Raw genomic sequence first — 26,235 nt, forward strand, 5'->3', positions numbered from 1 at the left:
GGCGTAGACGATTCGGGACCGGACTGACTACGCCGCCCGGCGCGGCCGGGTCACGTTCCTGCGCGCCACCGGCGGATATCCGCTTCTTCAGGCTGTGGATGCAACGTCCTTGACTTCACCAAGCCCGGCCTTTAAGTCCCCCCTCGTTCCGCGGACATCTGTGCGCCACGCGGGAGTAGCTCAGTTGGTTAGAGCGCCGGCCTGTCACGCCGGAGGTCGCGGGTTCGAGCCCCGTCTCTCGCGCCATTTTATGGCGGAAATCAATAACTTAATCGCTGAATACAAGCCCTCTTTGGCAAGCCGCCAGCGGAGCGAAACCGGATTCGATGGCCGGCCAGCGGACCGTCGTTATTTTCGATGTCTTCGTGTTTCCGATCTTGCCCGCAGCAAGCGGTGTGCAACACATTGTGCAACCCGCCAGACCGCCTACGACCGGTCAAACCGCTCTCATTCGGATCAATCCAATGCAGGCAGCCGATTTCAGCGCAACGCTGCAAAATTTGTTCGCCAAAGGCGTGCGCTACGGGACCGTGATCGACCTTGGCTGTGCCGATGGGCATTTCGTCCTTAACCACCTGTCAGGGCTCGGTGGCGCGGTGCCGCTCAACATTGATGCCAACCGGGTCTATGAGGACTCCCTGAAGGCCATCAAGGAGGCCCTTGGCGGCCACTATCGCATCTGCGCCATCACCGACCATGAGGGTGAGATCGAGATCACCGAGTCGGTGCATCCCTACTGGTCGTCTGTGCGCCCGGCAGGCGATCTCTACTGGGCGCGGGTCAACGATCTGATCAAGAGCAAGGTCAAGGTGCCGGCGACGACACTCGATGCGCTGGTCAAGGAACTGTCGCTCGAGCCGCCATTCCTGCTCAAGCTCGACGTACAGGGCGCGGAAAAGGCCGCGCTGAAGGGCGCGCGTTACGTGCTCGAAAATTGCAGCGTCGTCGTGTGCGAGGCCGACATCGACGACTTCCAGGACATCAACGCGACGCTGCTGGAGGCAGGTTTCTTCCTCTACGACCTGACGACGCTGCAGCGCCTGCGCGACGGAACGCTCGGCTGGTTTTACCCCGTCTATGTCAGCGGCAAGCTCGCTCATCTGAAGCCGCAGGCATTCTGGGATGCCGGCGACAATGCGGCGGTCATCGAGGTGCAGGAGGTGCGCCGCAAGATGATCCTCGAACAGAACAGGAAGATATTGAACCGGCTGCGCTACGGGCAGGCCGATGCCGGCCGCAACGATCCCTGTCCCTGCGGCTCCGGGCAGAAATTCAAGCATTGCTGCGGCAGCTACCGGGCCGACTGACGTTGGCGCAGGCTGCCGACTCGTCGAGCTCTGGAATACGCCCTCGATATTGCAAGGGCTTGGCAGGCCACCTTCAGCCGGCGGCTGAAATCAAAAGGCCGCCCGAGGGCGGCCGTTTGGAGTCAAATCGGACCTTTTCGCCGTCAGCGAATCTCCGATGTGCCCGCGCTGGTGATCGCGACGGGCTTGCCGGCCTTGATCACCTGGGTGGACTGGGCGGTCTGGCCGTAATCGGCGTTGGTACGGGCAGCAATCCCGAAACCGGCCACTGCAATGCCGGCAACCAGCGCCACCACCACGATCTTCAGGTGGGTCGCACGATCAGCAGAGTGAATTGAGTGGTTCATATGAGCCTCCCGACGGGCTTTGCCGTCGTCTATGGGCTCATCTTCTAAGGACCATCTGTTTCCGGATGGTTTCGCGGGTTCCGCAAAATGGTTTCATTAATGCGCCCGCTTGGTTTCGCCGGGCTGGCGGTGGGCGGGCCTCAGGCGGCCGCCCGGCCGATGTCGTTGCGGATTGAGCGGGCGGCCCAGACGAACAGCAGGGCGCCGAGCGTGGTCGTGACCGCCGCCGAAAGCAGGGAATAGCGCACCGCTTCTGCGCCATAACTGCCCTTCAGGGCGTCATTGACCATGCCCACGGCGAGCGGACCGACGCCCTGGCCGAAGCAGGTGGCGGTGAGCGCGATCAGCGCTGAAGCCAGCGCCCGCATGCTGGGCTTGGCCACGGTCTGCGCGATCGCGAAGATCGGGCCGAGATGAAAGCCGACCAGGAACGAGGTCAGCGCCAGCATCGCCACCATCATCGCAAAATCCTGCGTCAGCATGCAGAGCGCGAACACCGGTCCGGCGAGCCCTGAGGTGATCGCGGGGGCCCACAGTTTCCAGCGGTCGTCACGGCGGCTGATCTGCGCCACCACGAAGCCGCCGAGCAGGGTGCCGGCCATGCCGGCGAGGCCCTTGAAGGTGCCGGCATAGGTGCCGATCTCGGCGCTCGACAGATGGTGCACGCGCGCGAGGAACGGTGGGATCCAGGCCGCGGTCGCGTAGTTGGTGTAGGTGGTGAGGCAGAAGCCGATCAGGACGACGATGAAGCTGCGCTGGGACGCGAGGAAGCGCAGTGTCGGTCCGAGCGGCTCGGGCACAAAACTCTCCTGCATGGCGCCGCGCTTCGGCTCGGAGATCGTCAGCCACAGGACAGCCGCGAGCAGGATGCCGGGCAGGCCGGCGACGTAGAAGGCCATCCGCCAGCCAAAGTGCTGGTTGACGTAGCCGCCGACGAAATAGCCGAGGAAGACGCCGAGATAGGTGCCGATGGCATAGATGCCGAGCGCGCGCGGGCGCTCGTTTTTGGCGAAGAGATCGGCGACGATCGACTGCGAGGCGGGGGAGCCCGCGGATTCACCGATGCCGACGCCGATGCGTGCCAGCGCCAGCGAGGTCACGCTGGTGGCGGCGCCGCACAGGGCCGTCATCGCGCTCCAGAACGCGAAGGCGACGGCGACGATGTTGCGCCGGTTCAGCCGGTCGGCGACGCGCGCGATGGGAATGCCGAGCAGGGAGTAGAACAGCGCGAAGCCGAAGCCTGCGAGCAGGCCCATCATGGTATCGCTGAGGGCAAACTCCTTCTTGATCGGCTCGATCAGGACGTTGAAGATAGTGCGGTCGAGGAAGTTCAGCGCGTAGATGACGGTGAGCAAGCCCAGCACGTAGTAGCGCCGCGCCGAGGGCTTTGCCGCGGCAGCCGTTTGCACCGACATCTGTGACGTTACATCGACCATCGCTTCCCCCAATTTGTCTCTGTTATCGTTGTCGGTCCAGCTCCTATGCGAGCTGGCAGGTCAGCCTTCGCGGATGTAATTCCCCGCTTCGAATTCGACTGGCTCGGCGCTCGAATCGAACGAGACACCGATCGGGTCGCGGCCTGCCTCCATCGCCTCCAATTGTTCGCTCAGCATGCGCCGGATCATCAGAATGCCGCGGTCGCTCTGGCCGAAATGCTCCTCGGAGTGGACCGTCACCTCGCCCTGGCCGACCTGGGCCTCATAGTCGCCCGGGAATTGCTGATGCTCTTCCTCCGTCATGTCCCACCAGAATTTTCCGTTGAACTTCGAGCGCATGCGGCTGATGTCGCCAGGATTTTTGACGCGACCGGCGACATAGATGCGGAACGAGGCATCGTCGATCGGCAGCACCCAGCCGATAGACTCGACACGGGCGAACTGCGCGACGCGCGGGTTCGGCACCACGCGCAGCGTCGGCAGCGCCGCCTCGCTGACGCGATAAAACACCTTGCCGTCGTCCTGCTTGCGTTCGGAGCGCACGAGGACGCCGCGCGGCGATTTCTCGAACTTCACCTCCGGGATGGAGGCCATCATGTTGGTGAATTGCGGACCCGAGAACGAGCCGTGCAGCACCGGCACGTGGTAGGGGTCGACCACGTTCTCGAAATGCTGGAGCCAGTTGCAGGGGATGATCGCCGGACCGCCGCCGCCGATCGAGGAATCGTCGGCCTCGACGAGCTCGCCGTCGTCCATGTTTTCGAGGCACTCGTAGCGCGGCAGCACCGGGCGTTTCTCGGCCGGGCCCATATAGGCGAAGATCAGACCGTAACGCTCCTCGACCGGATACCAGGGCTGGCGCACCTTGTCCTTGAACTGGCCGCCATCGGGCTCGCAGGGCTGCTCCAGGCAGCGGCCTTCGGTGTCGAACTTCCAGCCGTGATAGCAGCAGCGGATGCCGTCCTCCTCGACCTTGCCATAGTAGAGCGTGGTGCCGCGGTGGCAGCAGCGCGCGTGCAGGAGGCCGGCGCGGCCATGCTTGTCACGGAACAGCGCCAGATCCTCGCCGAGCGCGCGCACCTTCTTCGGCGTGCCGCTGGCGTCACCGACGAGCCCGACCGGATGCCAGTAGCGGCGCAGCAGCTCACCCATCGGCGTGCCGCGCACGACCGAGGTGAGCTCGGTGCGCGTGTGCGCCGGCTTCATCGCATAGGCCGTGCCGAGATCGCGATCCCGCTGGGTGATGGTCATGCTGGTCCTCCCGCTCCCGGCCGTGCTGTCCGGGCCTTTTTTCTGTCTTGCGAGCAGTGAAAGATAAATCGATGACATTGTCAACGATCTTCTAAATGCCTCTTAATCGCATTTGAGGAGAACGGCCGGCCGCGGCGGCTCAGGCTTGGCAGGACCGGGCTTTCTTGGCAGAGGTGGACGATGAACCAGACACCGAGCAGGGACGGGTGGACGGCCCCCGAGCCGGGCGAGAGCGAGCCGGCGCCGATCACCGCGATGCTGTCCTCGCGGCTGATGGTGCTCGCCAATCTGCTCAAGCGCGGTGCCATCCTGCGCTACAAGCGGCTGACCGGATTGTCCTCCGTCGAGTTCGGTCTCGTCGCCTCGCTCGGCCGGCGTCCGCCGATGAGCGTGGCGCGGCTCGCCGAGGCCGTCGGCCAGGACAAGGGCCAGATCAGCCGCGCGCTGGCCAATCTGGTGTCGCGCAAGCTGATCGCGAAGTCGGCAAATCCGAAGGATAGCCGCGAGGTGCTGATCTCGCTCACCGCGGCGGGCCTCGCCGCGCATGATGCGATCGTCGAAGGCGCGCAGGAGCGCAACCGCCGCCTCCTGGAACATCTGAGCGCCGCCGAGTTCGACATGCTGCTGCAGCAGGTCGATCAGCTCACGACGATCGCCGCCGAGATGCTCGAGAGCGAGAAGAACGCGCGCTGACGTTCCGATAGTCCCGGGGAACAATGGATCGCTTCTAAGAGTCTCTCTAAGAGGCTTTCAATTAGGGAATTCGCGCACCCTCACATAAGCGTCACCGCAAGCGCAGGCCGCCCCGGGGACACGGCGGCATGACGCATCAAACATGCAGCTTTTGGGGTGGCGCGTTGAACAGTCTTGGAATGCTGCGGTCGGCCGTATTGGCGACCGCATCGGCTTGGGTTTTGATGCCGCAGGCATCGCTCGCACAATCGTCCACGCAGAGCGGCGCGCAGAACCTGCCGTCCGTGACCGTCACCGCACCGGAAGCACGCCGCCGCACACCCGCATCCGCCGCGCGCAGTGCGCCGCGGCGGATGGTGCAGACCGCGAACAGAAGCAAGCCGCAGCCCCAGCGCAACGCCGGCTTCGTCGAGACGCCGCGTGGACCGGTGCACGGCTACGTCGCCGGCCGCAGCTCGTCGGGCACCAAGACCGACACGCCGATCATGGAGACGCCGCAATCGGTGTCCGTCATCGGCGCGGAGCAGATCCGCGACCAGAAGGCGAACAAGCTCGACGAGGTGCTGCGCTACACAGCCGGCGTGCGGGCAGGGACCTTTGGCGCGGATACGCGCAACGACTGGTGGCTGATCCGCGGCTTCAAGTCCGACGATATCGGACTGTTCCTCGACGGCATGCAGCTGTTCTACACGTCCTATGCGAGCTGGAAGCTCCAGACACCGAACATGGAACGCGTCGAGGTGCTGCGCGGTCCGTCGGCAGTGCTCTATGGCGGATCGAGCCCGAGCGGCATCGTCAACGTCATCAGCAAGATGCCGCCGGCCGAGCCGATCCGCTACGTCGAGACCGGCGTCAACAATTTCGGCAACGCCTATGTAGGGTTTGATTTCGGCGGGCCGGTCGCGACGCAGCCCCAGGACGGCAAGCTGTTCTACCGCGTCGTCGGCCAGGTCCAGAACGGTCCGACGCAGGTCAACTTCACGCCCGACAACAACTACTTCATTGCGCCGTCCTTCACCTGGAAGCCGGATGCCGACACCACCTTCACAGTGCTGGCCTCGGCCTCGAAGCAGGACACCCGCGGCATCAACTTCCTGCCCTATCAGGGGACGGTGACGAGCGCTCCGTTCGGCAAGATCCCGACGAGCTTCTTCGTGGGCGATCCCAGCGTCGACAAGTTCACGCGCGAGCAGGAGATGCTCGGCTACCAGTTTGAGCGCAATCTCACGGACGATGTGACGTTCCGCCAGAATGCGCGCTTTGCGCATGTCGACGTGACCTATCGCGGCTACGTCGGCAACGGCTGGGACAACATCAACACGGCCACGATGGGCCGATACAATTGGTATGCGAAGAACACGGCCAATCAGGCCGATCTCGACAACCAGCTCGAGTATCGCTTCAACACCGGCCCGGTGAAGCACACGATGCTGTTCGGCCTCGATCTCAAGGGCTATCAGATCGACGACTATCAGGCCTTCGGGTTTGGCGTGCCCTCGATCAGCATCTTCAATCCCGTCTATGGGGCAGCCGAAACTCCGCTCCCGAGCGCGCCGTTCCGCAACTTCCTCATCACGCAGAAGCAGGCCGGCACCTATCTTCAGGACCAGATGAAGCTCGGCAATTTCACGCTCGTGCTGAGCGGCCGCAACGACTGGGTCGAGACGACGCAAGACGCTCGCGACACCGGCGCAAATGTCGCCAGCCGCAATGACAGCAAGTTCAGCGGGCGCGCCGGCCTGATCTACAATTTCGACAACGGCATTGCGCCCTATGTCTCCTATTCGACGAGCTACAATCCGATCATCGGTCTCAACGCGCAGAACCAGCTGTTCCTGCCGGAAACCGGTAAGCAGGCTGAAATCGGCGTGAAGGTCGCGCCGAAGGGGTTCGACGGTTATTTCACCGCCTCGTTCTTCGACCTGAAACGCCAGAACGTCGCGACGACCACAGTGACCACGCCGGTCTTGCAGACCCAGACCGGCGAGGTGACCTCGCGCGGTATCGAGCTCGAAGCGGTGGCGAACGCCACCAGGGAGCTGAAGCTGATCGGCGCGTTCACCGCCTACCATCTCTTCAACAGCCGGGATCTCGACCCGTCGCTGGTTGGCAAGACGCCGACCAACACGCCCGAGATGCTGGTGTCGGGCTGGGCCGACTACACCTTCAAGGACGGACCGCTCGAGGGCTTCGGCTTCGGCGGCGGCGTCCGCTATATCGGCGCGTCCTGGGCCGATACCGCCAACACCCTTGAGGTTCCCGCTGTGGTGCTTGGCGACCTCGCGCTCCACTACGAATGGCAGAACTGGCGCACGGCGCTCAACGTGATCAACCTGACCGACAAGATCTACGTCGCGAGCTGTGCGTCGGCGACGTCATGCTTCTACGGCGACCGCCGGCGCGTGACCGCCAGCGTCTCCTACAAATGGTGAGGCAAGGGATGCGGAGAGGCGAGTGCAGCGTCAGGCGCCCCTGATCTCGGCCATTCCTAGGCTCTACCGACCGGACGACCGCTGATCTTCCATCGGGAGATCGATGAGCTCCCGGGCTATGCCCCCCGGCCCGAAGCTCATGCGAGCGCGGCGTGTGCGACGGCCCAGCAAGTCGCCGCCGCGCTCGCGGTCGCTCCGGATCGGATGCTGCCCTGACGCATTCGCCGGACGAGGTGCGGTCCCGTCATGATGCATGGCTGATCCGCCGCGCCTACGGACGCGCATGTTCCTGCCTGCGCCCGCGAGTTTCACCGGCCGCCCGTTGCGCCACCCGGCCGGGCCAGTATGTCGCCTGAGTGACGGAAAGGGCCGCCACGGCCGTTATTGCCAAGGTCTGGGTGCGCTGCCGCACGAAAAAATCGGGCATTTTGACCTGATGCTGTGTGGCGGATCGCTGTCCCGGTCCGTGCCCCGCAATCTCAGAACAAGCCACCGTGCAAAACTGCGGTCGCCCTTGCTGGGCTGAGCGATCTGCTCCATACCAGCCGCGGGGTGATTCCGGGATTTCCACCGTTCTGGGGGCGACAAAGGGCCTAAAAAGAGCGTGTCTTGCGCCCATTGGTGCACTGCGCTAAGGCTCAGAATAATTCCAAATCGGGACGAATCCGCGGCTCCCCGACGTCGCGGGAAAAAGGGCTCGTCAATGAGCGGCATTCTACAGAACTATCTTCCACTCGTCGTCTTTATAGGGGTAGCAGGCCTCATCGGCCTCGTGCTGCTGATCGCGCCCTTTATCGTGGCGTTCCAGCAGCCGGACCCGGAAAAGCTGTCGGCGTATGAGTGCGGTTTCAACGCCTTCGACGACGCGCGAATGAAGTTCGACGTCCGCTTCTATTTGGTCGCCATCCTCTTCATCATCTTCGACCTCGAGGTGGCGTTCCTGTTTCCCTGGGCGGTGGCGTTCGGCAAGCTTGGCGCGACCGGCTTCTGGTCCATGGTGGTGTTCCTCGCCGTGCTGACGGTCGGGTTCGCCTATGAATGGAAGAAAGGGGCACTCGAATGGGATTGAATCCTGCACCGTCCGCCGGTCCGGTCGTTGCACCGGCCCCCAAGGGCATTCTGGATCCGTCGACCGGCAAGCCGGTCGGGGCCAATGATCCGTTCTTCCTCGAGGTCAATTCCGAGCTGTCCGACAAGGGCTTCTTCGTGGCCGCGACTGACGACCTCATCACCTGGGCCCGCACCGGCTCCTTGATGTGGATGACCTTCGGTCTCGCCTGCTGCGCCGTCGAGATGATGCAGGTGTCGATGCCGCGCTACGACGTCGAGCGCTTCGGCTTCGCCCCGCGTGCCTCGCCGCGCCAGTCCGACGTGATGATCGTCGCCGGCACCTTGACCAACAAGATGGCGCCGGCGCTGCGCAAGGTCTACGACCAGATGCCCGAGCCGCGCTACGTCATCTCGATGGGCTCCTGCGCCAACGGCGGCGGCTACTATCACTATTCCTACTCGGTCGTGCGCGGCTGCGACCGCATCGTGCCGATCGACATCTACGTGCCGGGCTGCCCGCCCACGGCGGAAGCGCTGCTCTACGGCGTGCTGCTGCTGCAGAAGAAGATCCGGCGCACCGGCACCATCGAACGCTAAGGTTTTACGTCATGGACGACGGCAAGCTCGACGCCCTTGGGCAAACGATCGTTAGCGCGCTTCCGGGCGCCGCCACCGGTCACACGGTGGCCTTCAACCAGCTCACGGTTGATGTCGAGGCCGGCAAGATCGTCGAGGTGGTCAAGTACCTCCGTGACGACCCGAGCTGCCGTTTCGTCAACATCACCGACGTGACCGCGGTCGATTACCCCTCGCGCGAAAAGCGCTTCGATGTGATCTATCACTTCCTGTCACCGACCCTGAACACGCGGATCCGGCTGCGGGTTGCCGCCGACGAGACCACGCAGGTGCCGTCGCTGATCAACGAATTCCCCGGTGCCGACTGGTTCGAGCGCGAGGCCTACGACCTCTACGGCGTGTTCTTCGTCGGCCATCCCGATATGCGCCGCATCCTCACCGATTACGGTTTCGAGGGCCATCCGCTGCGCAAGGATTTCCCGCTCACCGGCTTCGTCGAGGTCCGCTACGACGACCAGGAGAAGCGGGTGGTGTACGAGCCCGTCAGGCTCAACCAGGAATTCCGCAAGTTCGATTTCCTCTCGCCGTGGGAAGGGGCGGACTATCCGCTTCCCGGTGACGAGAAGGCGGGACCGAAGGTCTGATCATGAACGAGCAACCCGAACAGCTTCGCAATTTCACCATCAACTTCGGGCCCCAGCATCCGGCCGCGCACGGCGTGCTGCGCTTGGTTTTGGAGCTTGACGGCGAGATCGTCGCCCGCGTCGACCCGCATATCGGCCTGCTTCATCGCGGCACCGAAAAGCTGATCGAGCAGAAGACCTATCTCCAGGCGATCCCGTATTTCGACCGCCTCGACTACGTCGCGCCGATGAACCAGGAGCATGCCTTCTGCTTGGCTGCCGAAAAGCTGCTCGGCATCGAGGTGCCGCGCCGCGGCCAGCTCATCCGCGTGCTCTATTGCGAGATCGGCCGCATCCTGTCGCATCTGCTCAACGTCACCACGCAGGCGATGGACGTCGGCGCGCTGACCCCGCCGCTGTGGGGCTTCGAAGAGCGCGAGAAGCTGATGGTGTTCTACGAGCGCGCCTCGGGCAGCCGCATGCATGCGGCCTTCTTCCGCGTCGGCGGCGTGCATCAGGACCTGCCGCAGAAGCTGGTCGACGACATCGAGGCCTGGTGCGATCCGTTCCTCAAGGTCGTGGACGACCTCGATCGGCTGCTCACCGCCAACCGCATCTTCAAGCAGCGCAACGTCGACATCGGCGTGGTGCCGCTGAAGGAAGCCTGGGAGTGGGGCTTCTCGGGCGTGATGGTGCGCGGCTCGGGTGCGGCCTGGGATTTGCGCAAGTCGCAGCCCTATGAGTGCTACGCCGAAATGGATTTCGACATCCCGATCGGCAAGAACGGCGACTGCTACGATCGCTACCTGATCCGCATGGAAGAGATGCGCCAGTCCGTGCGCATCATGAGGCAGTGCATCCAGAAGCTGAATGCACCGGAGGGCAAGGGCCCCGTCGTCGTCGCCGACAACAAGGTCGCCCCGCCGCGCCGCGGCGAGATGAAGCGCTCGATGGAAGCGCTGATCCACCACTTCAAGCTCTACACCGAAGGCGTCCACGTGCCGGCCGGCGAGGTCTATGCCGCGGTCGAGGCGCCCAAGGGCGAGTTCGGCGTCTATCTCGTCTCCGACGGCACCAACAAGCCCTACAAGTGCAAGATCCGCGCGCCGGGCTTTGCCCATCTGCAGGCGATGGACCACATCTGCCGCGGCCATCTGCTCGCCGACGTCTCGGCGATCCTGGGCTCGCTCGACATCGTGTTCGGAGAGGTCGATCGGTGATGGCGCAGGCGCCAATCCAGTTTGACCGCGCCTCGGGGGCCCTTGAAGGGGCCAACCTGTGGGAGCGGACGGCTGCCTTGGCGCTGGTGACGGGATCGAAGATCTCCTCGCACTTCTCGCACATGGGCTACATCGCCTGCGCCAATCTGCTGGCGAAGACGCTGCCGAGGCGCAACATCGCGATCAAGCTCAACCCCGACGCCGTGTTCGAATTCCCCTATGGCGACGGCTATTGGAGCAAGCTGCTCAACCGCTCGTACAATTACGAGGACGAGCTCGAGCTGCTGTTCGCCGATTCCATCGACGTCGACTACACGCTGCTCGATTGCGGTGCCAATTACGGCTACTGGTCGGTGCTGGTGTCGAGCAGGCCGTTCGGCTCGCACAAGGCGATCGCGATCGAGCCGTCGGGCCAGAACTATCCGAAGCTCGCCAATAACGCCCGCGTGAACGGTAATCGCTTCGAGACCATGAAGTGCGCCATCGGCGCCGCCCGCGGCACGGCGCGGCTCTCCGGCACCAAGCACGAGGCCTTCAGCATCGCCGGCGATCCGTCCGCGGGGGGCGAAGAGGTGCCGGTCATTGCGCTGGATAATCTGATCGACGACGGCAAGATCGCCGCCAGCGGCAAGTACTTGATCAAGCTCGACGTCGAGGGTGTCGAGATCGAGGCGATCAAGGGCGGCGCCCGGCTGCTCCAGGCCGACAGCGTCATCATGTGCGAGGAGCACGGCAGCGACCGCTCCCACGCGGTGTCGCGCTACATCCTCGAACAGACCCCGCTGAAGCTGATCGTGTTCGATCCGCGCAGCAACCGGATGGAGACCGTGACCGAGCTGTCGATCCTCGACCGCATCAAGGTCTCGACCCACGTCGGCTACAATGTTTTCGGCACCGCAAGCGCATTCTGGCAGGAGAGGATCAATGCCCTGAATGCGAAAACCGCGCGCCGCATGCAGTGAGAGATAAGAGATGTCCGTTCGCCGATTAGCACCGAAGGAAGTCCAGCCCGCGAGCTTTGCGTTCACGGAGGAGAACCTCGCGTTCGCCAAGCAGCAGATCGCGAAATACCCGGCCGGCCGGCAAGCCTCCGCCGTCATCGCCATTCTCTGGCGGGCGCAGGAGCAGCACGACGGTTGGGTCTCGGAAGCCGCGATCCGCGTCATCGCCGACATGCTCGACATGCCCTATATCCGCGTGCTCGAGGTTGCGACCTTCTACACGATGTTCCAGCTCGCCCCGGTCGGCAAGAAGGCCCACGTCCAGGTCTGCGGCACCACGCCGTGCCGGCTGCGCGGCGCCGAGGATCTGATCCACGTCTGCGAGCACCGCATCCATCACGAGCCCTTCCATCTCTCCAAGGACGGCAATTTCAGCTGGGAGGAGGTCGAGTGCCTCGGGGCCTGTGTGAACGCGCCGATGGTGCTGATCGGCAAGGACACCTATGAGGACCTGACCAAGGAAAGCTTCGGCAAGGTGCTCGACGGCTTTGCTTCGGGCAATCCGCCCAAGCCCGGCCCGCAGAACGGCCGCCAGTTCTCGGCGCCGATCACCGGGCCGACCACGCTGAAGGAGATCACCTGATGCGTGGTCTCTCGCAGCCTTCGGTGCAGGGGAGCGGTGCCATGAAGAAGTGGGGCTTCATCGCGATGCATGCCGCGGTGGCGGGTGCGTTCATCTTTCTCCTGCAACGCTTCAGCCTGAACGCGTCGCTGGAATCCAGCCTGCTCTGGGCGCTGACCTTCGCCGTCTGCGCCGCCGGACTCGCCTACAAGCAGTCCAATCGTTGATCGGAAAGCACTGATATGCTCGAGGACAAGGACCGCATCTTCAAGAACCTCTACGGCCTCCACGACTGGGGCCTCGAGGGTGCGCGGCGCCGCGGCGCCTGGGATGGTACGAAGAATATCATCGACAAGGGCCGCGACTGGATCATCAACGAGATGAAGGCGTCGGGCCTGCGCGGCCGCGGCGGCGCCGGCTTCCCGACTGGCCTGAAGTGGTCCTTCATGCCGAAGGAATCGACCGACGGCCGGCCGAGCTATCTCGTCGTCAACGCCGACGAGTCCGAGCCCGGCACCTGCAAGGATCGCGAGATCATGCGGCATGATCCGCATCTCCTGATCGAGGGCTGCCTGATCGCGAGCTGCGCGATGAACGCGCATGCCTGCTACATCTATGTCCGCGGCGAGTTCATCCGCGAACGCGAGCATCTGCAAGCCGCGATCGACCAGGCCTATGAGGCCAAGCTGGTCGGTAAGGACAACGTCAACGGCTGGCCGTTCGACATCTACGTCGCGCACGGCGCCGGCGCCTATATCTGCGGCGAAGAGACCGCGCTGCTCGAAAGCCTCGAAGGCAAGAAGGGCCAGCCGCGCCTGAAGCCGCCGTTCCCGGCCAATGTCGGCCTGTTCGGCTGCCCGACCACCGTCAACAACGTCGAGTCCATCGCCGTTGCGCCCGACATCCTGCGCCGTGGCGCCGCCTGGTTCGCCGGCATCGGCCGTCCGAACAATGTCGGCACCAAGCTCTTCTGCATCTCCGGCCATGTCGAGCGGCCCTGCAACGTCGAAGAGGCCATGGGCATTCCGTTCCGTGAGCTGATCGACAAGCATTGCGGCGGCATCCGCGGCGGCTGGGACAACCTCAAGGCCGTGATCCCCGGCGGCTCGTCGGTGCGCATGGTGCCGGCCGAGCAGATCATCGACACGCCGATGGATTTCGACAGCCTGAGCAAGCTGCGCTCCGGCCTCGGCACCGCGGCCGTGATCGTGATGGACAAGTCGACCGACCTGATCCGCGCCATCGCCCGCATCTCCTATTTCTACAAGCACGAGAGTTGCGGCCAGTGCACGCCGTGCCGCGAGGGCACGGGCTGGATGTGGCGCGTGCTGACGCGCATGGCCGAAGGCCGCGCCCACAAGCGCGAGATCGACATGCTGCTCGAGGTGACCAAGCAGGTCGAAGGCCACACCATCTGCGCGCTCGGCGACGCAGCGGCCTGGCCGATCCAGGGCCTGATCGCGCATTTCCGTCACGAGATCGAAGCGCGCATCGACCAATATTCGCATAAGGCCGATGTCGACGATATCGGCGTCCGCGATCCCGTGAACATGGTCGCGGCGGAGTAAGAGACATGACCAAGCTCATCATCGACGGCAAAGAGATCGATGTCCCCGCCGAGTACACGCTGCTTCAGGCGTGCGAGGCGGCCGGCGCCGAGATTCCGCGCTTCTGCTATCACGAGCGGCTGTCGATCGCCGGCAATTGCCGGATGTGCCTCGTCGAGGTGAAGGGCGGCCCGAAGCCGGTCGCCAGCTGCGCCTGGGGCGTGCGCGACTGCCGTCCGGGCCCGAAGGGCGAGCCGCCGGAGATCTCCACCCGTTCGCCGATGGTGAAGAAGGCGCGCGAAGGCGTGATGGAATTCCTTCTCATCAACCATCCGCTGGACTGCCCGATCTGCGACCAGGGCGGCGAGTGCGACCTCCAGGACCAGGCGATGGGCTATGGTGTCGACACCAGCCGCTTCGCCGAGAACAAGCGCGCCGTCGAGGACAAGTATCTCGGTGCGCTGGTCAAGACCTCGATGAACCGCTGCATCCAGTGCACGCGCTGCGTCCGCTTCTCGGCGGAAGTCGCCGGCGCGCCCGAGATGGGCGCCACCGGCCGCGGCGAGGACATGGAGATCACGACCTATCTCCAGCATGCGCTGACGTCGGAACTGCAGGGCAACCTCGTCGACATCTGCCCGGTCGGCGCGCTGACCTCGAAGCCCTATGCGTTCGCGGCGCGTCCGTGGGAGCTCGGCAAGACCCAGTCGATCGACGTCATGGACGGCCTGGGCTCGGCGATCCGCGTCGACACCCGCGGCCGCGAGGTGATGCGCGTGCTGCCGCGCATCAACGAGGCCGTGAACGAGGAGTGGATCTCCGACAAGACCCGCCACATCGTCGACGGCCTGCGCACCCAGCGCCTCGACCGGCCCTATATCCGCGAGGCCGGCAAGCTGCGCGCGGCGAACTGGCCCGAGGCCTTCGCCGCGATCGCCGCCAAGGCGGGGCGCTCCGACGGCAAGCGCATCGGCGCGATCGCCGGCGACCTCGCCGGTGTCGAGGAGATGTTCGCGCTGAAGGACCTGCTGGCGAAGTACGGTTCGAGCAATCTGGCGGTGCAGGGCGGCGACGCCTTCGATCCCGCGCTCGGCCGCGGCTCCTACATCTTCAATCCGACCCTCGTCGGTGTCGAGCAGGCGGACGCACTGCTCATCATCGGCGCCAATCCGCGGAAAGAGGCGGCAGTATTCAACGCCCGCATCCGCAAGCGCTGGCGCGGCGGCGGCTTCAAGGTCGGCGTGATCGGCGCCAAGGCCGACCTGACCTATGATTACGACCATCTCGGCGCGGGCACGGAGACCCTCAGTGAGCTCGCGGCCGGCAAGCACTCCTTCATGGACGTGCTGAAGAACGCCAAGCACCCGATCATCCTGGTCGGCGCGGGCGCGGCCGCCCGTCACGACGGCGCCGCCATCCTCGCCGCCGCCGCCAAGCTCGCGCTCGACGTCGGCGCGCTCAAGGACGGCTGGAACGGCTTTGGCGTGCTGCACGAGACCGCCTCGCGCGTCGGCGCGCTCGACATCGGCTTCGCCGCAACCGCGGGCGGGCTGAACGCGGCGCAGATGACGACGTTCGGCACGCTGGACCTGCTGTTCCTGCTCGGCGCCGACGAGATCAAGGCGCCGGACGGCACCTTCGTCGTCTATATCGGCACCCATGGTGATCGCGGCGCGCACCGCGCCGACGTGATCCTGCCGGCGGCCGCCTACACCGAGAAGTCCGCAATCTACGTCAATACCGAAGGCCGGGTGCAGATGACCGGTCGCGCCGCGTTCCCGCCGGGCGAAGCCCGCGAGGACTGGGCGATCGTCCGTGCGCTGTCGGAAGCGCTCGGCAAGAAGCTCGGCTATGACTCGCTTCCCGCCCTGCGCCAGGCGATCTTCAAGGCCGTGCCGCATCTGATCCGTCTCGACCAGATCGAGGCCGGCTCCGCCGACCAGGTCAAGAAGCTGGCGGGGAAGGGCGGCTCGCCCGAGAAGGCGCCGTTCAAGCCGCTGGTCGAGGACTTCTATTTGACCAACCCAATCGCGCGTGCGTCCGCCGTGATGGCGGAATGCTCGCGGCTTGCCTCCGGGCAGATGCTGACCGCAGCGGAGTGAGCTAGATGGAATTCTTCGAAAGCGCATTCTGGACCGGTTTCCTCTGGCCGCTGATCATCATGGTCGCCGAGAGCGTCCTGGTGCTCGTCGTCCTCTTGGTGGCGATCGCCTACATCCTGCTCGCCGACCGCAAGATCTGGGCGGCGGTGCAGATCCGCCGCGGCCCGAACGTGGTCGGCCCCTGGGGCCTGCTGCAATCCTTCGCCGACCTCCTGAAGTTCGTGCTGAAGGAGCCGATCATCCCGGCCGGCGCCAACAAGGGCGTGTTCCTGCTGGCGCCGCTGGTGTCCTGCGTGCTCGCGCTCGCGGCCTGGGCGGTGATCCCGACCAATCTCGGCTGGGTGATCTCCGACATCAATGTCGGCGTCCTCTTCATCTTCGCGATCTCGTCGCTGTCGATCTACGGCATCATCATGGCCGGCTGGTCGTCGAACTCGAAGTACCCGTTCCTGGCCGCGCTGCGCTCGGCGGCGCAGATGGTGTCGTATGAAGTCTCGATCGGCTTCGTCATCATCACGGTGCTGCTCTGCGCCGGCACGCTGAACCTCTCGGCCGTGGTCGAGGCGCAGCACGCGCGGGGCCTCGCCAGCCTGATCGGGCTGCCGCAGCTGACCATCCTGAACTGGTACGTCTGGCCGCTGTTCCCGATGTTCGTGGTGTTCTACGTCTCGGCGCTGGCGGAAACCAACCGTCCGCCGTTCGACCTCGTCGAAGCGGAATCCGAGCTCGTCGCCGGCTTCATGGTCGAGTACGGCTCGACGCCGTACCTGCTGTTCATGCTTGGCGAATACGTCGCGATCGTCACGATGTGCGCGTTGGCCACGATCCTGTTCCTCGGGGGCTGGCTGCCGCCGGTGGACCTGCCGCCCTTCAACTGGGTGCCGGGCATCATCTGGTTCGCGCTGAAACTGTTCTTCATGTTCTTCCTGTTCGCGATGGCAAAGGCGATCGTGCCGCGCTACCGCTACGACCAACTGATGCGCCTCGGCTGGAAGGTGTTCCTGCCGCTGTCGCTGGCGATGGTGATCGTGGTGGCCGGCGTGCTGCATTTCGCCGGTATCGCGCCGAAGTGAGGGCCGTCATGGGTATCAACATCAACGCCACTGCACGCTCGCTTCTGCTGTCGGAATTCGTCTCGGCGTTCTTCCTCGCCATGCGCTATTTCTTCCAGCCGAAGCCGACCTTGAACTATCCGTTCGAGAAGGGCCCGATCTCGCCGCGCTTCCGCGGCGAGCATGCGCTGCGCCGTTATCCGAACGGCGAGGAGCGCTGCATCGCCTGCAAGCTGTGCGAAGCGGTCTGCCCGGCGCAGGCCATCACCATCGAGGCCGGTCCGCGCCGCAACGACGGCACCCGCCGCACCGTGCGCTACGACATCGACATGGTGAAGTGCATCTATTGCGGCCTCTGCCAGGAGGCCTGTCCGGTCGACGCCATCGTCGAAGGTCCGAACTTCGAGTTCGCGACCGAGACCCGCGAGGAACTGTTCTATGACAAGGCCAAGCTGCTCGCCAACGGCGACCGCTGGGAACGCGAGATCGCGAAAGCGATCGAGCTCGACGCGCCGTACCGGTGAGGTGAGGGCATGATCCTTCCCGCGCTGTTCTTCTATCTCTTCGCCGGCATCTGCGTCGCCTCGGCGGTGATGGTGATTGTCTCGCGCAATCCCGTGCACTCCGTGCTGTACCTGATCCTGGCCTTCGTCAACGCCTCCGGCCTGTTCGTGCTGATGGGCGCCGAGTTCCTCGGCATGATGCTGATCGTCGTCTATGTCGGCGCGGTCGCGGTGCTGTTCCTGTTCGTGATCATGATGCTCGACGTCGACTTCCTCGAGCTGCGCGAGGGCTTCATCGAGTACCTGCCGGTCGGCCTCGTGATCGGCGGCATCTTCCTGTTCGAGCTGCTGCTCACCGTCGGCTTCTGGGTCATCAACCCCGGCGTCGCCAAGACGATCACGGCGGCGATCCCGACCAACGTCTCCAACACCGAGGCGCTCGGGCTCGTGCTCTATACGAAGTACATCCACTACTTCCAGCTCGCGGGCATGGTGCTGCTGGTCGCCATGATCGGCGCCATCGTGCTGACGCTGCGCCACAAGGCGAACGTGAAGCGGCAGGACATCAACGTTCAGAACGCGCGCACGCCCGAGATGGCGATGGCGATGCGCAAGGTGGCGCCGGGGCAGGGACTCCAGGATGCCGATGCGGCGGAGTGGGTGAAATGACGATCGGGCTCGGACATTATCTGGCGGTCGGCGCGATCCTGTTCACGCTCGGGATCCTCGGCATCTTCCTGAACCGCAAGAACATCATCGTCATCCTGATGTCGATCGAGCTGATCCTGCTCTCGGTCAACATCAACCTCGTGGCGTTCTCGACCTTCCTCGGCGACATCGTCGGCCAGGTCTTCGCGCTCCTGGTGCTGACGGTTGCGGCTGCGGAAGCTGCAATCGGTCTCGCCATCCTGGTGGTCTATTTCCGCAACCGCGGCTCGATCGCGGTTGAGGACGTCAATCTGATGAAGGGCTGAGCTCTCAAATGGTTCAGGCAATCGTTTTCCTGCCCCTGCTGGGCGCCATTCTGGCCGGCCTCATCTCCCTGGTCGGCGCGCATGCCCGCAACCCCTCGGGCGACGAGGTCGAGCATCATGGCGATCATGGTCACGGTGATGCGCATGCGTCGGCGGCCCATGATGACCATGGCCACGACGATCACGGCCATGACGATCACGGCCACGGCCCGGTCGAGCCGGCTGCTGCGGGCTCGCGCGCGGCGGAGCTGATCACCACGGGGCTGCTGTTCGTCGCGGCGGCGCTGTCCTGGATGACGCTGGTCGACGTCGGCCTCATGCACCATGACGCCCGCATCCAGCTGCTGCCTTTCATCTTCTCCGGCGACCTCCAGGTCTGGTGGACCCTGCGCGTCGACACGCTCACCGCCGTGATGCTGGTGGTGGTGACGACCGTGTCCTCGCTCGTGCACCTCTATTCCATCGGCTACATGGACGAGGATCCGTACCGGCCGCGCTTCTTCGGCTATCTCAGCCTGTTCACCTTCGCCATGCTGATGCTGGTGACGGCGGACAATCTGGTCCAGCTGTTCTTCGGTTGGGAAGGCGTGGGTCTCGCCAGCTATCTGCTGATCGGCTTCTGGTACCAGAAGCCCTCCGCGAATGCGGCCGCCATCAAGGCCTTCGTGGTCAACCGCGTCGGCGATTTCGGCTTCGCGCTCGGCATCTTCGCGATCTTCATGCTGGCCGGCTCGACCGACTTCGAGACCATCTTCCATGCCGCGCCGGGCCTCACCGGCAAGACCATCAACTTCCTCGGCTGGCATGCCGATGCGCTGACCCTGACCTGCCTGCTGCTGTTCATGGGTGCGATGGGCAAATCGGCGCAGTTCCTGCTGCACACCTGGTTGCCGGACGCGATGGAGGGCCCGACCCCGGTCTCGGCGCTGATCCACGCCGCGACCATGGTCACCGCCGGCGTGTTCATGGTGGCGCGCCTGTCGCCGCTGTTCGAGCTCGCCCCGACCGCCCAGGCCGTGGTGATGTTCTTCGGCGCGACCACGGCGTTCTTCGCGGCCACGATCGGCCTCGTCCAGAACGACATCAAGCGCATCGTCGCCTACTCGACCTGTTCGCAGCTCGGCTACATGTTCGTGGCGATGGGAGCAGGGGCCTATTCGGTCGGCATGTTCCACCTGTTCACGCACGCCTTCTTCAAGGCGCTGCTGTTCTTAGGCTCCGGCTCGGTGATCTACGCGATGCACCACGAGCAGGACATCCGCAACATGGGCGGCCTCTGGCGCAAGATCCCCTACACCTATGCGGTGATGGTGGTCGGCACGCTGGCGCTGACCGGCTTCCCGCTCACCGCCGGCTACTTCTCCAAGGACGCGATCATCGAGTCCGCCTACGCCTCGCACAATCCGTTCGGGGTCTACGGCTTCCTGATGACGGTCGTCGCCGCCGGCCTGACCTCGTTCTACTCCTGGCGCCTGATCTTCAAGACCTTCCACGGCGAGCCGCATGACGAGCATCATTACGAGGCTGCGCATGAGGCCCCGCTCTGGATCCTGATCCCGATCGGCGTGCTCGCGGTCGGCTCGTTCGTCGCGGGTCTGCCGTTCAAGGAGCTGTTCGCCGGTCACGGCGTCGAGGAGTTCTTCCGCGAGTCCGTGAAGATGAACCCGCACATCATCGAGGAGATGCACCACATCCCCGAGACCATCGCTTTCCTGCCGACGGTGATGATGGTGCTGGGCTTCCTCGTCTCGTACCTGTTCTACATCCGCCGGCCCTACATCCCCGTTCGGCTCGCTCAAGAGCATCCGATGCTGTACCAGTTCCTGCTCAACAAATGGTACTTCGACGAGCTCTACGAGATCATCTTCGTCCGTCCGGCGAAGTGGATCGGCTATCAGCTCTGGAAGAAGGGCGACGGCTTCATCATCGACGGCTTCGGTCCCGACGGCGTCTCCGCCCGCGTGCTGGATGTCACCCGCAACGTCGTGAAGATCCAGACCGGCTATCTCTATCATTATGCATTCGCCATGCTGATCGGCGCCGCCGGCCTGATCACCTGGTTCATGTTCGGCTTTGGAGGCCAGTAAATGACAACCTGGCCCATTCTTTCGGTCACGACGTTCCTGCCGGCAGTCGGCGCGCTGATCGTCTATCTCAGCCGCGGCGATGACGAGGCTAGCAGGCGCAATTCGCGCTGGATCGCGCTCTGGACCACGCTGATCACCTTCGCGGTGTCGGTGATCCTGGTCATGCGCTTCGATCCCAACAGCGCCGACTTCCAGTTCGTCGAGAAGGCGAACTGGCTCGCCACCGGCATCACCTACCACATGGGCGTCGACGGCATCTCGCTGCCGCTCGTGATCCTCACCACCGCCGTGATGCCGTTCTGCATCATCGCGAGCTGGAAGGCGATCACCAACCGCGTCCGCGAATACATGATGGCGTTCCTGATCCTGGAAACGCTGATGATCGGCACCTTCTCGGCGCTCGATCTCGTGCTGTTCTACCTGTTCTTCGAGGGCGGCCTGATCCCGATGTTCCTGATCATCGGCGTCTGGGGCGGTCCGCGCCGGGTCTATGCCTCGTTCAAGTTCTTCCTCTACACCCTGCTCGGCTCGGTCCTGATGCTGCTCGCCATCATGGCGCTGTACTGGAACGGCGGCACCACTGACATCCCGACCCTGATGCACACCGCCGTGCCGCGGTCCTTGCAGACCTGGGCGTGGCTTGCCTTCTTCGCCTCCTTTGCGGTGAAGATGCCGATGTGGCCGGTGCACACCTGGCTGCCCGATGCGCACGTCGAGGCGCCGACCGCGGGCTCGGTGGTCCTCGCCGCGATCCTGCTGAAGATGGGCGGCTACGGCTTCCTGCGCTTCTCGTTGCCGATGTTCCCGCTGGCCTCGCACGACTTCGCGCCGCTGATCTTCACGCTCTCGGCCATCGCCATCATCTACACCTCGCTGGTGGCGCTGATGCAGGAGGACATGAAGAAGCTGATCGCCTACTCGTCAGTGGCGCATATGGGCTTCGTCACCATGGGCATCTTCGCCGGCACCATGCAGGGCGTCGCCGGCGGCATGTTCCAGATGATCTCGCACGGCATCGTCTCCGGCGCGCTGTTCCTCTGCGTCGGCATCGTCTACGACCGCCTGCACACCCGCGAGATCGCGGCCTATGGCGGCCTCGTCAACCGGATGCCGCTCTACGCGATGACCTTCATGGTCTTCACCATGGCCAATGTCGGTCTGCCCGGAACGAGCGGGTTCGTCGGCGAGTTCATGACGCTGCTCGGCACCTTCAAGGTCTCGATCCCGACCGCGTTCTTCGCCACCTTCGGCGTGATCCTGTCGGCAGGCTACGCGCTGTGGCTCTACCGCAAGGTCGTGTTCGGGGCGCTGGTCAAGCCGTCGCTGATGAGCATGAAGGACCTCACCTTGCGCGAATGCGTGACGCTGTTCCCGATGGTCGCGCTGACGATCCTGTTCGGCGTCTGGCCGAAGCCGGTGCTCGACATGTCGGCCGCCTCGGTCCAGCAACTCGTCAACAATTACAACACCGCTGTGACGGCCGTGAAGGCCGCCGCACTGCTCCAGTGATCGGGCAGGTCAGGATATCGCCATGAGCTTTTCGACTGCAGGTTATCAACTGGCGCCGGTGCTGCCCGAGCTCGTGCTCGCGGTCGGCGCCATGGCGCTTCTGATGCTCGGGGCCTATCGCGGGCAGGAGACGACCAGGACGGTGACGTCGCTGGCGGTCCTGCTCCTGGTCGTGGTCGGCGTGCTCGTCTACGCTCAGCCCGCGGGCAAGCAGGTGACTTTCGGCGGCAGCTTCATCGTCGACGACTTCGCCCGCTTCATGAAGATCCTGTCCCTGATCGGCTCGGCGGTGACGCTGGTGCTGTCGACCGAGTTCCTGTCCGATCCCTCGCGCCGCATCTTCGAATACGCCATCCTGGTGCTGCTCTCGACGCTCGGCATGATGGTGCTGATCTCGGCCGGCGACCTGATCTCGCTCTATCTCGGCCTCGAATTGATGTCGCTGGCGCTCTACGTCGTGGCCTCCTCGAACCGCGACAACGCCAAGTCGACCGAAGCCGGCCTGAAGTATTTCGTCCTGGGCGCGCTGTCCTCGGGCATGCTGCTGTACGGCTCCTCGCTGGTCTACGGATTCACCGGCACCGTCAGCTTCACCGGTATCGCCGCGGCCGTGACGGCCTCGAATATCGGCCTCGTGTTCGGCCTGGTCTTCCTGCTCGCCGGCCTCTGCTTCAAGGTCTCGGCCGTGCCGTTCCACATGTGGACGCCTGATGTCTATGAGGGCGCCCCGACGCCGGTCACCGCCTTCTTCGCCTCGGCGCCGAAGGTGGCCGCGCTCGCCGTCTTCACCCGAGTCACGCTGACCGCATTTCCGGGCATCGTCTCGCAGTGGCAGCAGATCCTGGTGTTCGTGGCGATCGCCTCGATGGCGCTCGGCTCCTTCGCCGCGATCGGCCAGAGCAACATCAAGCGCCTGATGGCGTACTCCTCGATCGGCCACATGGGCTTCGCCCTGGTCGGCCTTGCCTCCGGCACGGTCGAGGGCGCGCAGGGCGTCCTGATGTACATCGTGATCTATGTCGCGATGACGCTCGGCTCGTTCTCGATCATCCTCGCCATGAAGCGCAACGGCCAGGCCGTCGAGCAGATCAGCGATTTCGCCGGTCTGTCGCGCACCAATCCGCTGCTCGCCTTCATGTTCGCTATGCTGCTGTTCTCGCTCGCCGGCATTCCGCCGCTCGCCGGCTTCTTCGCCAAATGGTACGTCTTCGTCGCCGCCATCAAGGCGAACCTGTTCACGCTCGCCGTGATCGGCGTGCTCTCCAGCGTCGTCGGCGCCTACTACTATCTGGCCATCGTCAAGACGATGTATTTCGACGAGCCGGCCGGGCAGGTCGATCCGGTGCGCGTCGAGGTGAAGACGGTGCTGGCGGTTGCGGGCCTTTTCAACATCCTGTTCGCGCTGTTCGCTGGCCCCGTGGTGAGCGTTGCCTCGGCCGCGGCAAAGTCGCTGTTCTAGGATGGGGTTCGCGCTCGGTCCTCGCGCACTTTCGGCGGGCTACAAGCTCGCCGCTTTCGAACGGACCGGCTCGACCAACACCGACGCCATCGAGCACGCACGGGCCGGCGAACGCGGCCCGATGTGGTTCGTCACATCCGAGCAGACCGCCGGCCGCGGCCGCCGCCAGCGCGCCTGGATCGCGCCAAAGGGTAATCTCGCGGCCAGCGTGCTCGAAGTCCTGGACATCGCGCCCGCGGTTGCCGCCACCATCGGGTTTGCGGCGGGGCTGGCGGAGGAGGCCGCCCTGGAGAAGGTCAGCCTCGAGGCCGCGCTGCGGCTCGGCGAGGGCCGTCCCCGCTACGCCCTGAAATGGCCGAATGACGTCCTCGCCAACGGCAAGAAGCTCGTCGGCATTGGCCTCGAGGCGGAGGCCGTCGGCGACCGTCTCGCCATCGTCGTCGGCATCGGCACCAACGTGGTCGCCGCGCCCGAGGGCACGCCGACGCCCGCCGTGTCGCTGGCCGCCCTCGGCGTCCAGATCAGCGCGGAGGAGCTGTTTACGGCTCTGTCGGACGCCTGGGTCGAGTTCCGTGGCATTTGGGACAATGGCCGCGGCTTTGCCGATATCCGTAAACTGTGGCTTGAGCGCGCCGCCGGCCTCGGCGAGAAGGTCGCGATCCATACGGGGACGACGACGCTGGAAGGCATTTTCGACACCATCGACGAGACCGGCTGCCTGATCGTCCGCACCGCCGAGGGCCGGCGCGTGCCGGTCGCGGCGGGAGAGGTGTTCTTCGGCCCGGCCCGCTCAGTGGGGGCTGCGTGATGGCGAGGCCCGACGAACTGGTGTTTGCGCCGCTCGGCGGCGTCGGCGAGATCGGCATGAACCTGTCGATCTACGGCCTCGGCAACCGCCACCAGCGTGCCTGGCTCGCGGTCGATCTCGGCGTCTCCTTCGGCGACGAGGAGCATCTGCCGGGCATCGATTTGATCATGCCCGACATCAGCTTCCTGGAGAAGGAGCGCAAGAACCTGATGGGCCTCGTGCTGACGCACGCCCATGAGGATCATTTCGGCGCCATCATCGATCTCTGGCCGAAGCTGAAATGCCCGATCTACGCCACGAAGTTCAGCGCGGCGCTGTTCGAGGCCAAATGCGCCGCCGAGCGCAATGCGCCCGAGATTCCGGTGACCGTGGTGCCCTCAGGCGGCCGCGTCGATATCGGCCCGTTCAACGTCGAGTTCATTCCCGTCGCGCATTCGATTCCGGAAGCGCATGCGCTGGCGATCCACACCGAAGCCGGCATCGTGCTGCACACCGGCGACTGGAAGATCGACCCGACCCCGACGTTGGGGGCGCCGACCGACGAGAAGCGGCTGCGCGAGCTCGGCGAGGAGGGCGTGCTCGCCTTGATCGGCGATTCCACCAACGCCGTGCGCGACGGCCGCTCGCCCTCGGAGGCCGAGGTCGCCAAGACCATCATCGACCTCGTCAAATCGGCCAAGGGCCGCGTCGCGGTCACGACCTTCGCCTCCAACGTCGCCCGCGTCAAAGCCGTCGCAGACGCCGCCAAAGCCGCCGACCGCGAGGTCGTCGTGGTCGGCCGCGCCATGGAGCGCGTGGTCCAGGTCGCGCGCGAGACCGGTTATCTCGACGGCGTGCAGAATTTCCGTTCGCCCGAGGTCTACGGCCATCTGCCGCAGGACAAGGTGCTGGCGCTGTGCACCGGCAGCCAGGGCGAGCCGCGCGCCGCGCTGGCCCGCATTGCCAATGACGACCATCCCGAGATCACCCTGAACCGCGGCGACAGCGTCATCTTCTCCTCGCGCACCATTCCCGGCAACGAGAAGGCCGTCGGCTCGATCATCAACAATCTGGTGCTCCAGGGCGTCGAAATCATTACCGACCGCGATGCGCTGGTCCACGTCTCCGGCCATCCGCGCCGCGACGAGCTGCGCGACCTGATCTCCTGGGTGAAGCCGCAGCTGCTGATCCCCGTCCACGGCGAGGCCCTGCATCTGCACGAGCACGCAAAGCTCGCGCGCGCCGCCGGCGTGCCGCGCGTGCTGGTCTGCCGCAACGGCGATCTCGTCAAGCTCGGCCCCGGCGATCCCGGCATCGTCGGCGAGGTGCCCTCGGGCCGTCTCTACAAGGACGGCACCATCCTGGAGGACTCCAAATCCCGTGCCGTGGTCGAGCGGCGCCGCATGGCCTTCTCCGGCTGCGCCTTCGTCGCCATCGCCATGACCGCGCAGGGCGAGCTCGTCGACGAACCCGAGGTCGATCTCGTCGGCGTCCCCGAGAAGAACAGGGCGGGCGAGACCTTCGACGACCTGGTCTTCGATGCCGTGATGTCCACGATCGAGGGGCTGCCGCGGGCGCGCCGGCGCGATCCGGATGCCTTGGCCGAGTCGGTGCGACGCGCCGTCCGGGCCGTCATCAACGAACATTGGGGCAAAAAGCCCCCCTGTCTGGTACACGTCCTGACGGTGTAGACTAGGCGTGGTCTTGCGGATCATGC

General features: G+C 64.8%; 24 protein-coding genes and 1 tRNA gene. 22 read left to right on the forward strand and 3 right to left on the reverse strand.

Annotation, left to right across the window (positions count from 1 at the left end):
* Positions 1-169 precede the first annotated feature (169 nt).
* Positions 170-246, forward strand: a tRNA-Asp gene (locus tag IQ16_RS16705).
* A 218-nt stretch (positions 247-464) separates the two neighbouring features.
* Positions 465-1,307 carry an FkbM family methyltransferase gene (locus IQ16_RS16710; RefSeq protein WP_244635729.1) on the forward strand — a complete coding sequence of 281 codons (843 nt, stop codon included), beginning with the start codon at positions 465-467 and terminating at the stop codon, positions 1,305-1,307.
* Positions 1,308-1,450: 143 nt separating this feature from the next.
* Here the strand turns inward: IQ16_RS16710 and IQ16_RS16715 are convergent, their stop codons facing one another.
* The 3 genes from IQ16_RS16715 to IQ16_RS16725 form a co-directional block, all read right to left on the reverse strand.
* Complete coding sequence (locus IQ16_RS16715) at positions 1,451-1,654, reverse strand: hypothetical protein (RefSeq protein ID WP_018642392.1); 204 nt, start codon at positions 1,652-1,654, stop codon at positions 1,451-1,453.
* 140 nt (positions 1,655-1,794) lie between these two features.
* Entirely contained in the window at positions 1,795-3,090 is a 1,296-nt protein-coding gene (locus IQ16_RS16720; protein ID WP_018642391.1) for a spinster family MFS transporter, read from the reverse strand.
* 60 nt (positions 3,091-3,150) lie between these two features.
* Positions 3,151-4,341: an aromatic ring-hydroxylating dioxygenase subunit alpha gene (locus tag IQ16_RS16725; protein ID WP_018642390.1), complete on the reverse strand. Its 1,191-nt coding sequence runs from the start codon at positions 4,339-4,341 to the stop codon at positions 3,151-3,153.
* 180 nt (positions 4,342-4,521) lie between these two features.
* Between IQ16_RS16725 and IQ16_RS16730 the strand changes: the two genes are divergently transcribed.
* The 20 genes from IQ16_RS16730 to IQ16_RS16825 all read left to right on the forward strand — a co-directional run bounded on the left by IQ16_RS16730 (position 4,522) and on the right by IQ16_RS16825 (position 26,209).
* Positions 4,522-5,034: a MarR family winged helix-turn-helix transcriptional regulator gene (locus IQ16_RS16730; protein ID WP_018642388.1), complete on the forward strand. Its 513-nt coding sequence runs from the start codon at positions 4,522-4,524 to the stop codon at positions 5,032-5,034.
* Positions 5,035-5,213: 179 nt separating this feature from the next.
* The gene (locus IQ16_RS16735; RefSeq protein WP_018642386.1) at positions 5,214-7,466 is read left to right on the forward strand and encodes a TonB-dependent siderophore receptor; all 2,253 of its coding nucleotides are present in this window, start codon (positions 5,214-5,216) and stop codon (positions 7,464-7,466) included.
* A gap of 703 nt (positions 7,467-8,169) precedes the next feature.
* Positions 8,170-8,535, forward strand: a complete 366-nt coding sequence (locus IQ16_RS16740; protein WP_008136158.1) for an NADH-quinone oxidoreductase subunit A — start codon at positions 8,170-8,172, stop codon at positions 8,533-8,535.
* Positions 8,532-9,113, forward strand: a complete 582-nt coding sequence (locus tag IQ16_RS16745) for a NuoB/complex I 20 kDa subunit family protein (protein ID WP_371740171.1) — start codon at positions 8,532-8,534, stop codon at positions 9,111-9,113. Before IQ16_RS16740 ends, IQ16_RS16745 begins: the two co-directional genes overlap by 4 nt.
* 11 nt (positions 9,114-9,124) lie before the next feature.
* A complete protein-coding gene (locus IQ16_RS16750; RefSeq protein ID WP_018642382.1) occupies positions 9,125-9,736 on the forward strand; it encodes an NADH-quinone oxidoreductase subunit C in 612 nt (203 codons plus the stop codon).
* 2 nt (positions 9,737-9,738) lie between these two features.
* Entirely contained in the window at positions 9,739-10,935 is a 1,197-nt protein-coding gene (locus IQ16_RS16755; protein ID WP_018642381.1) for an NADH-quinone oxidoreductase subunit D, read from the forward strand.
* On the forward strand, positions 10,935-11,897 hold the full coding sequence (locus IQ16_RS16760; RefSeq protein ID WP_018642380.1) for an FkbM family methyltransferase: 963 nt from the start codon (positions 10,935-10,937) through the stop codon (positions 11,895-11,897). The genes IQ16_RS16755 and IQ16_RS16760 overlap by 1 nt, the downstream gene beginning before the upstream one ends.
* 10 nt (positions 11,898-11,907) lie before the next feature.
* Positions 11,908-12,519, forward strand: a complete 612-nt coding sequence (gene nuoE / locus IQ16_RS16765) for an NADH-quinone oxidoreductase subunit NuoE (protein ID WP_011087680.1) — start codon at positions 11,908-11,910, stop codon at positions 12,517-12,519.
* Complete coding sequence (locus IQ16_RS16770) at positions 12,519-12,725, forward strand: hypothetical protein (protein ID WP_018642378.1); 207 nt, start codon at positions 12,519-12,521, stop codon at positions 12,723-12,725. The genes nuoE and IQ16_RS16770 overlap by 1 nt, the downstream gene beginning before the upstream one ends.
* Positions 12,726-12,740: 15 nt before the next feature.
* The gene (nuoF, locus tag IQ16_RS16775; protein WP_018320146.1) at positions 12,741-14,066 is read left to right on the forward strand and encodes an NADH-quinone oxidoreductase subunit NuoF; all 1,326 of its coding nucleotides are present in this window, start codon (positions 12,741-12,743) and stop codon (positions 14,064-14,066) included.
* Between the two features lie 5 nt (positions 14,067-14,071).
* On the forward strand, positions 14,072-16,147 hold the full coding sequence (gene nuoG / locus IQ16_RS16780; RefSeq protein WP_018642375.1) for an NADH-quinone oxidoreductase subunit NuoG: 2,076 nt from the start codon (positions 14,072-14,074) through the stop codon (positions 16,145-16,147).
* Positions 16,148-16,152: 5 nt separating this feature from the next.
* Entirely contained in the window at positions 16,153-17,220 is a 1,068-nt protein-coding gene (gene nuoH / locus IQ16_RS16785) for an NADH-quinone oxidoreductase subunit NuoH (protein WP_018642373.1), read from the forward strand.
* A 14-nt stretch (positions 17,221-17,234) separates the two neighbouring features.
* Complete coding sequence (gene nuoI / locus IQ16_RS16790; RefSeq protein ID WP_026232873.1) at positions 17,235-17,723, forward strand: NADH-quinone oxidoreductase subunit NuoI; 489 nt, start codon at positions 17,235-17,237, stop codon at positions 17,721-17,723.
* A gap of 9 nt (positions 17,724-17,732) precedes the next feature.
* A complete protein-coding gene (locus IQ16_RS16795) occupies positions 17,733-18,371 on the forward strand; it encodes an NADH-quinone oxidoreductase subunit J (protein ID WP_018642371.1) in 639 nt (212 codons plus the stop codon).
* Positions 18,368-18,676 (forward strand): NADH-quinone oxidoreductase subunit NuoK, encoded by a 309-nt coding sequence (gene nuoK / locus IQ16_RS16800; RefSeq protein ID WP_008547737.1) that lies wholly within the window; start codon positions 18,368-18,370, stop codon positions 18,674-18,676. Before IQ16_RS16795 ends, nuoK begins: the two co-directional genes overlap by 4 nt.
* Before the next feature lie 8 nt (positions 18,677-18,684).
* Complete coding sequence (gene nuoL / locus IQ16_RS16805; RefSeq protein ID WP_018642370.1) at positions 18,685-20,763, forward strand: NADH-quinone oxidoreductase subunit L; 2,079 nt, start codon at positions 18,685-18,687, stop codon at positions 20,761-20,763.
* Positions 20,764-22,272, forward strand: a complete 1,509-nt coding sequence (locus tag IQ16_RS16810; RefSeq protein WP_018642369.1) for an NADH-quinone oxidoreductase subunit M — start codon at positions 20,764-20,766, stop codon at positions 22,270-22,272.
* A 22-nt stretch (positions 22,273-22,294) separates the two neighbouring features.
* Complete coding sequence (nuoN, locus tag IQ16_RS16815) at positions 22,295-23,731, forward strand: NADH-quinone oxidoreductase subunit NuoN (RefSeq protein ID WP_018642367.1); 1,437 nt, start codon at positions 22,295-22,297, stop codon at positions 23,729-23,731.
* 1 nt (position 23,732) lies between these two features.
* Complete coding sequence (locus IQ16_RS16820) at positions 23,733-24,539, forward strand: biotin--[acetyl-CoA-carboxylase] ligase (protein ID WP_018642363.1); 807 nt, start codon at positions 23,733-23,735, stop codon at positions 24,537-24,539.
* Positions 24,539-26,209: a ribonuclease J gene (locus IQ16_RS16825; protein WP_026311894.1), complete on the forward strand. Its 1,671-nt coding sequence runs from the start codon at positions 24,539-24,541 to the stop codon at positions 26,207-26,209. The genes IQ16_RS16820 and IQ16_RS16825 overlap by 1 nt, the downstream gene beginning before the upstream one ends.
* The last annotated feature ends 26 nt before the right edge of the window (positions 26,210-26,235 follow it).

Source organism: Bradyrhizobium huanghuaihaiense (assembly GCF_007830635.1).
Classification (GTDB): domain Bacteria; phylum Pseudomonadota; class Alphaproteobacteria; order Rhizobiales; family Xanthobacteraceae; genus Bradyrhizobium; species Bradyrhizobium huanghuaihaiense.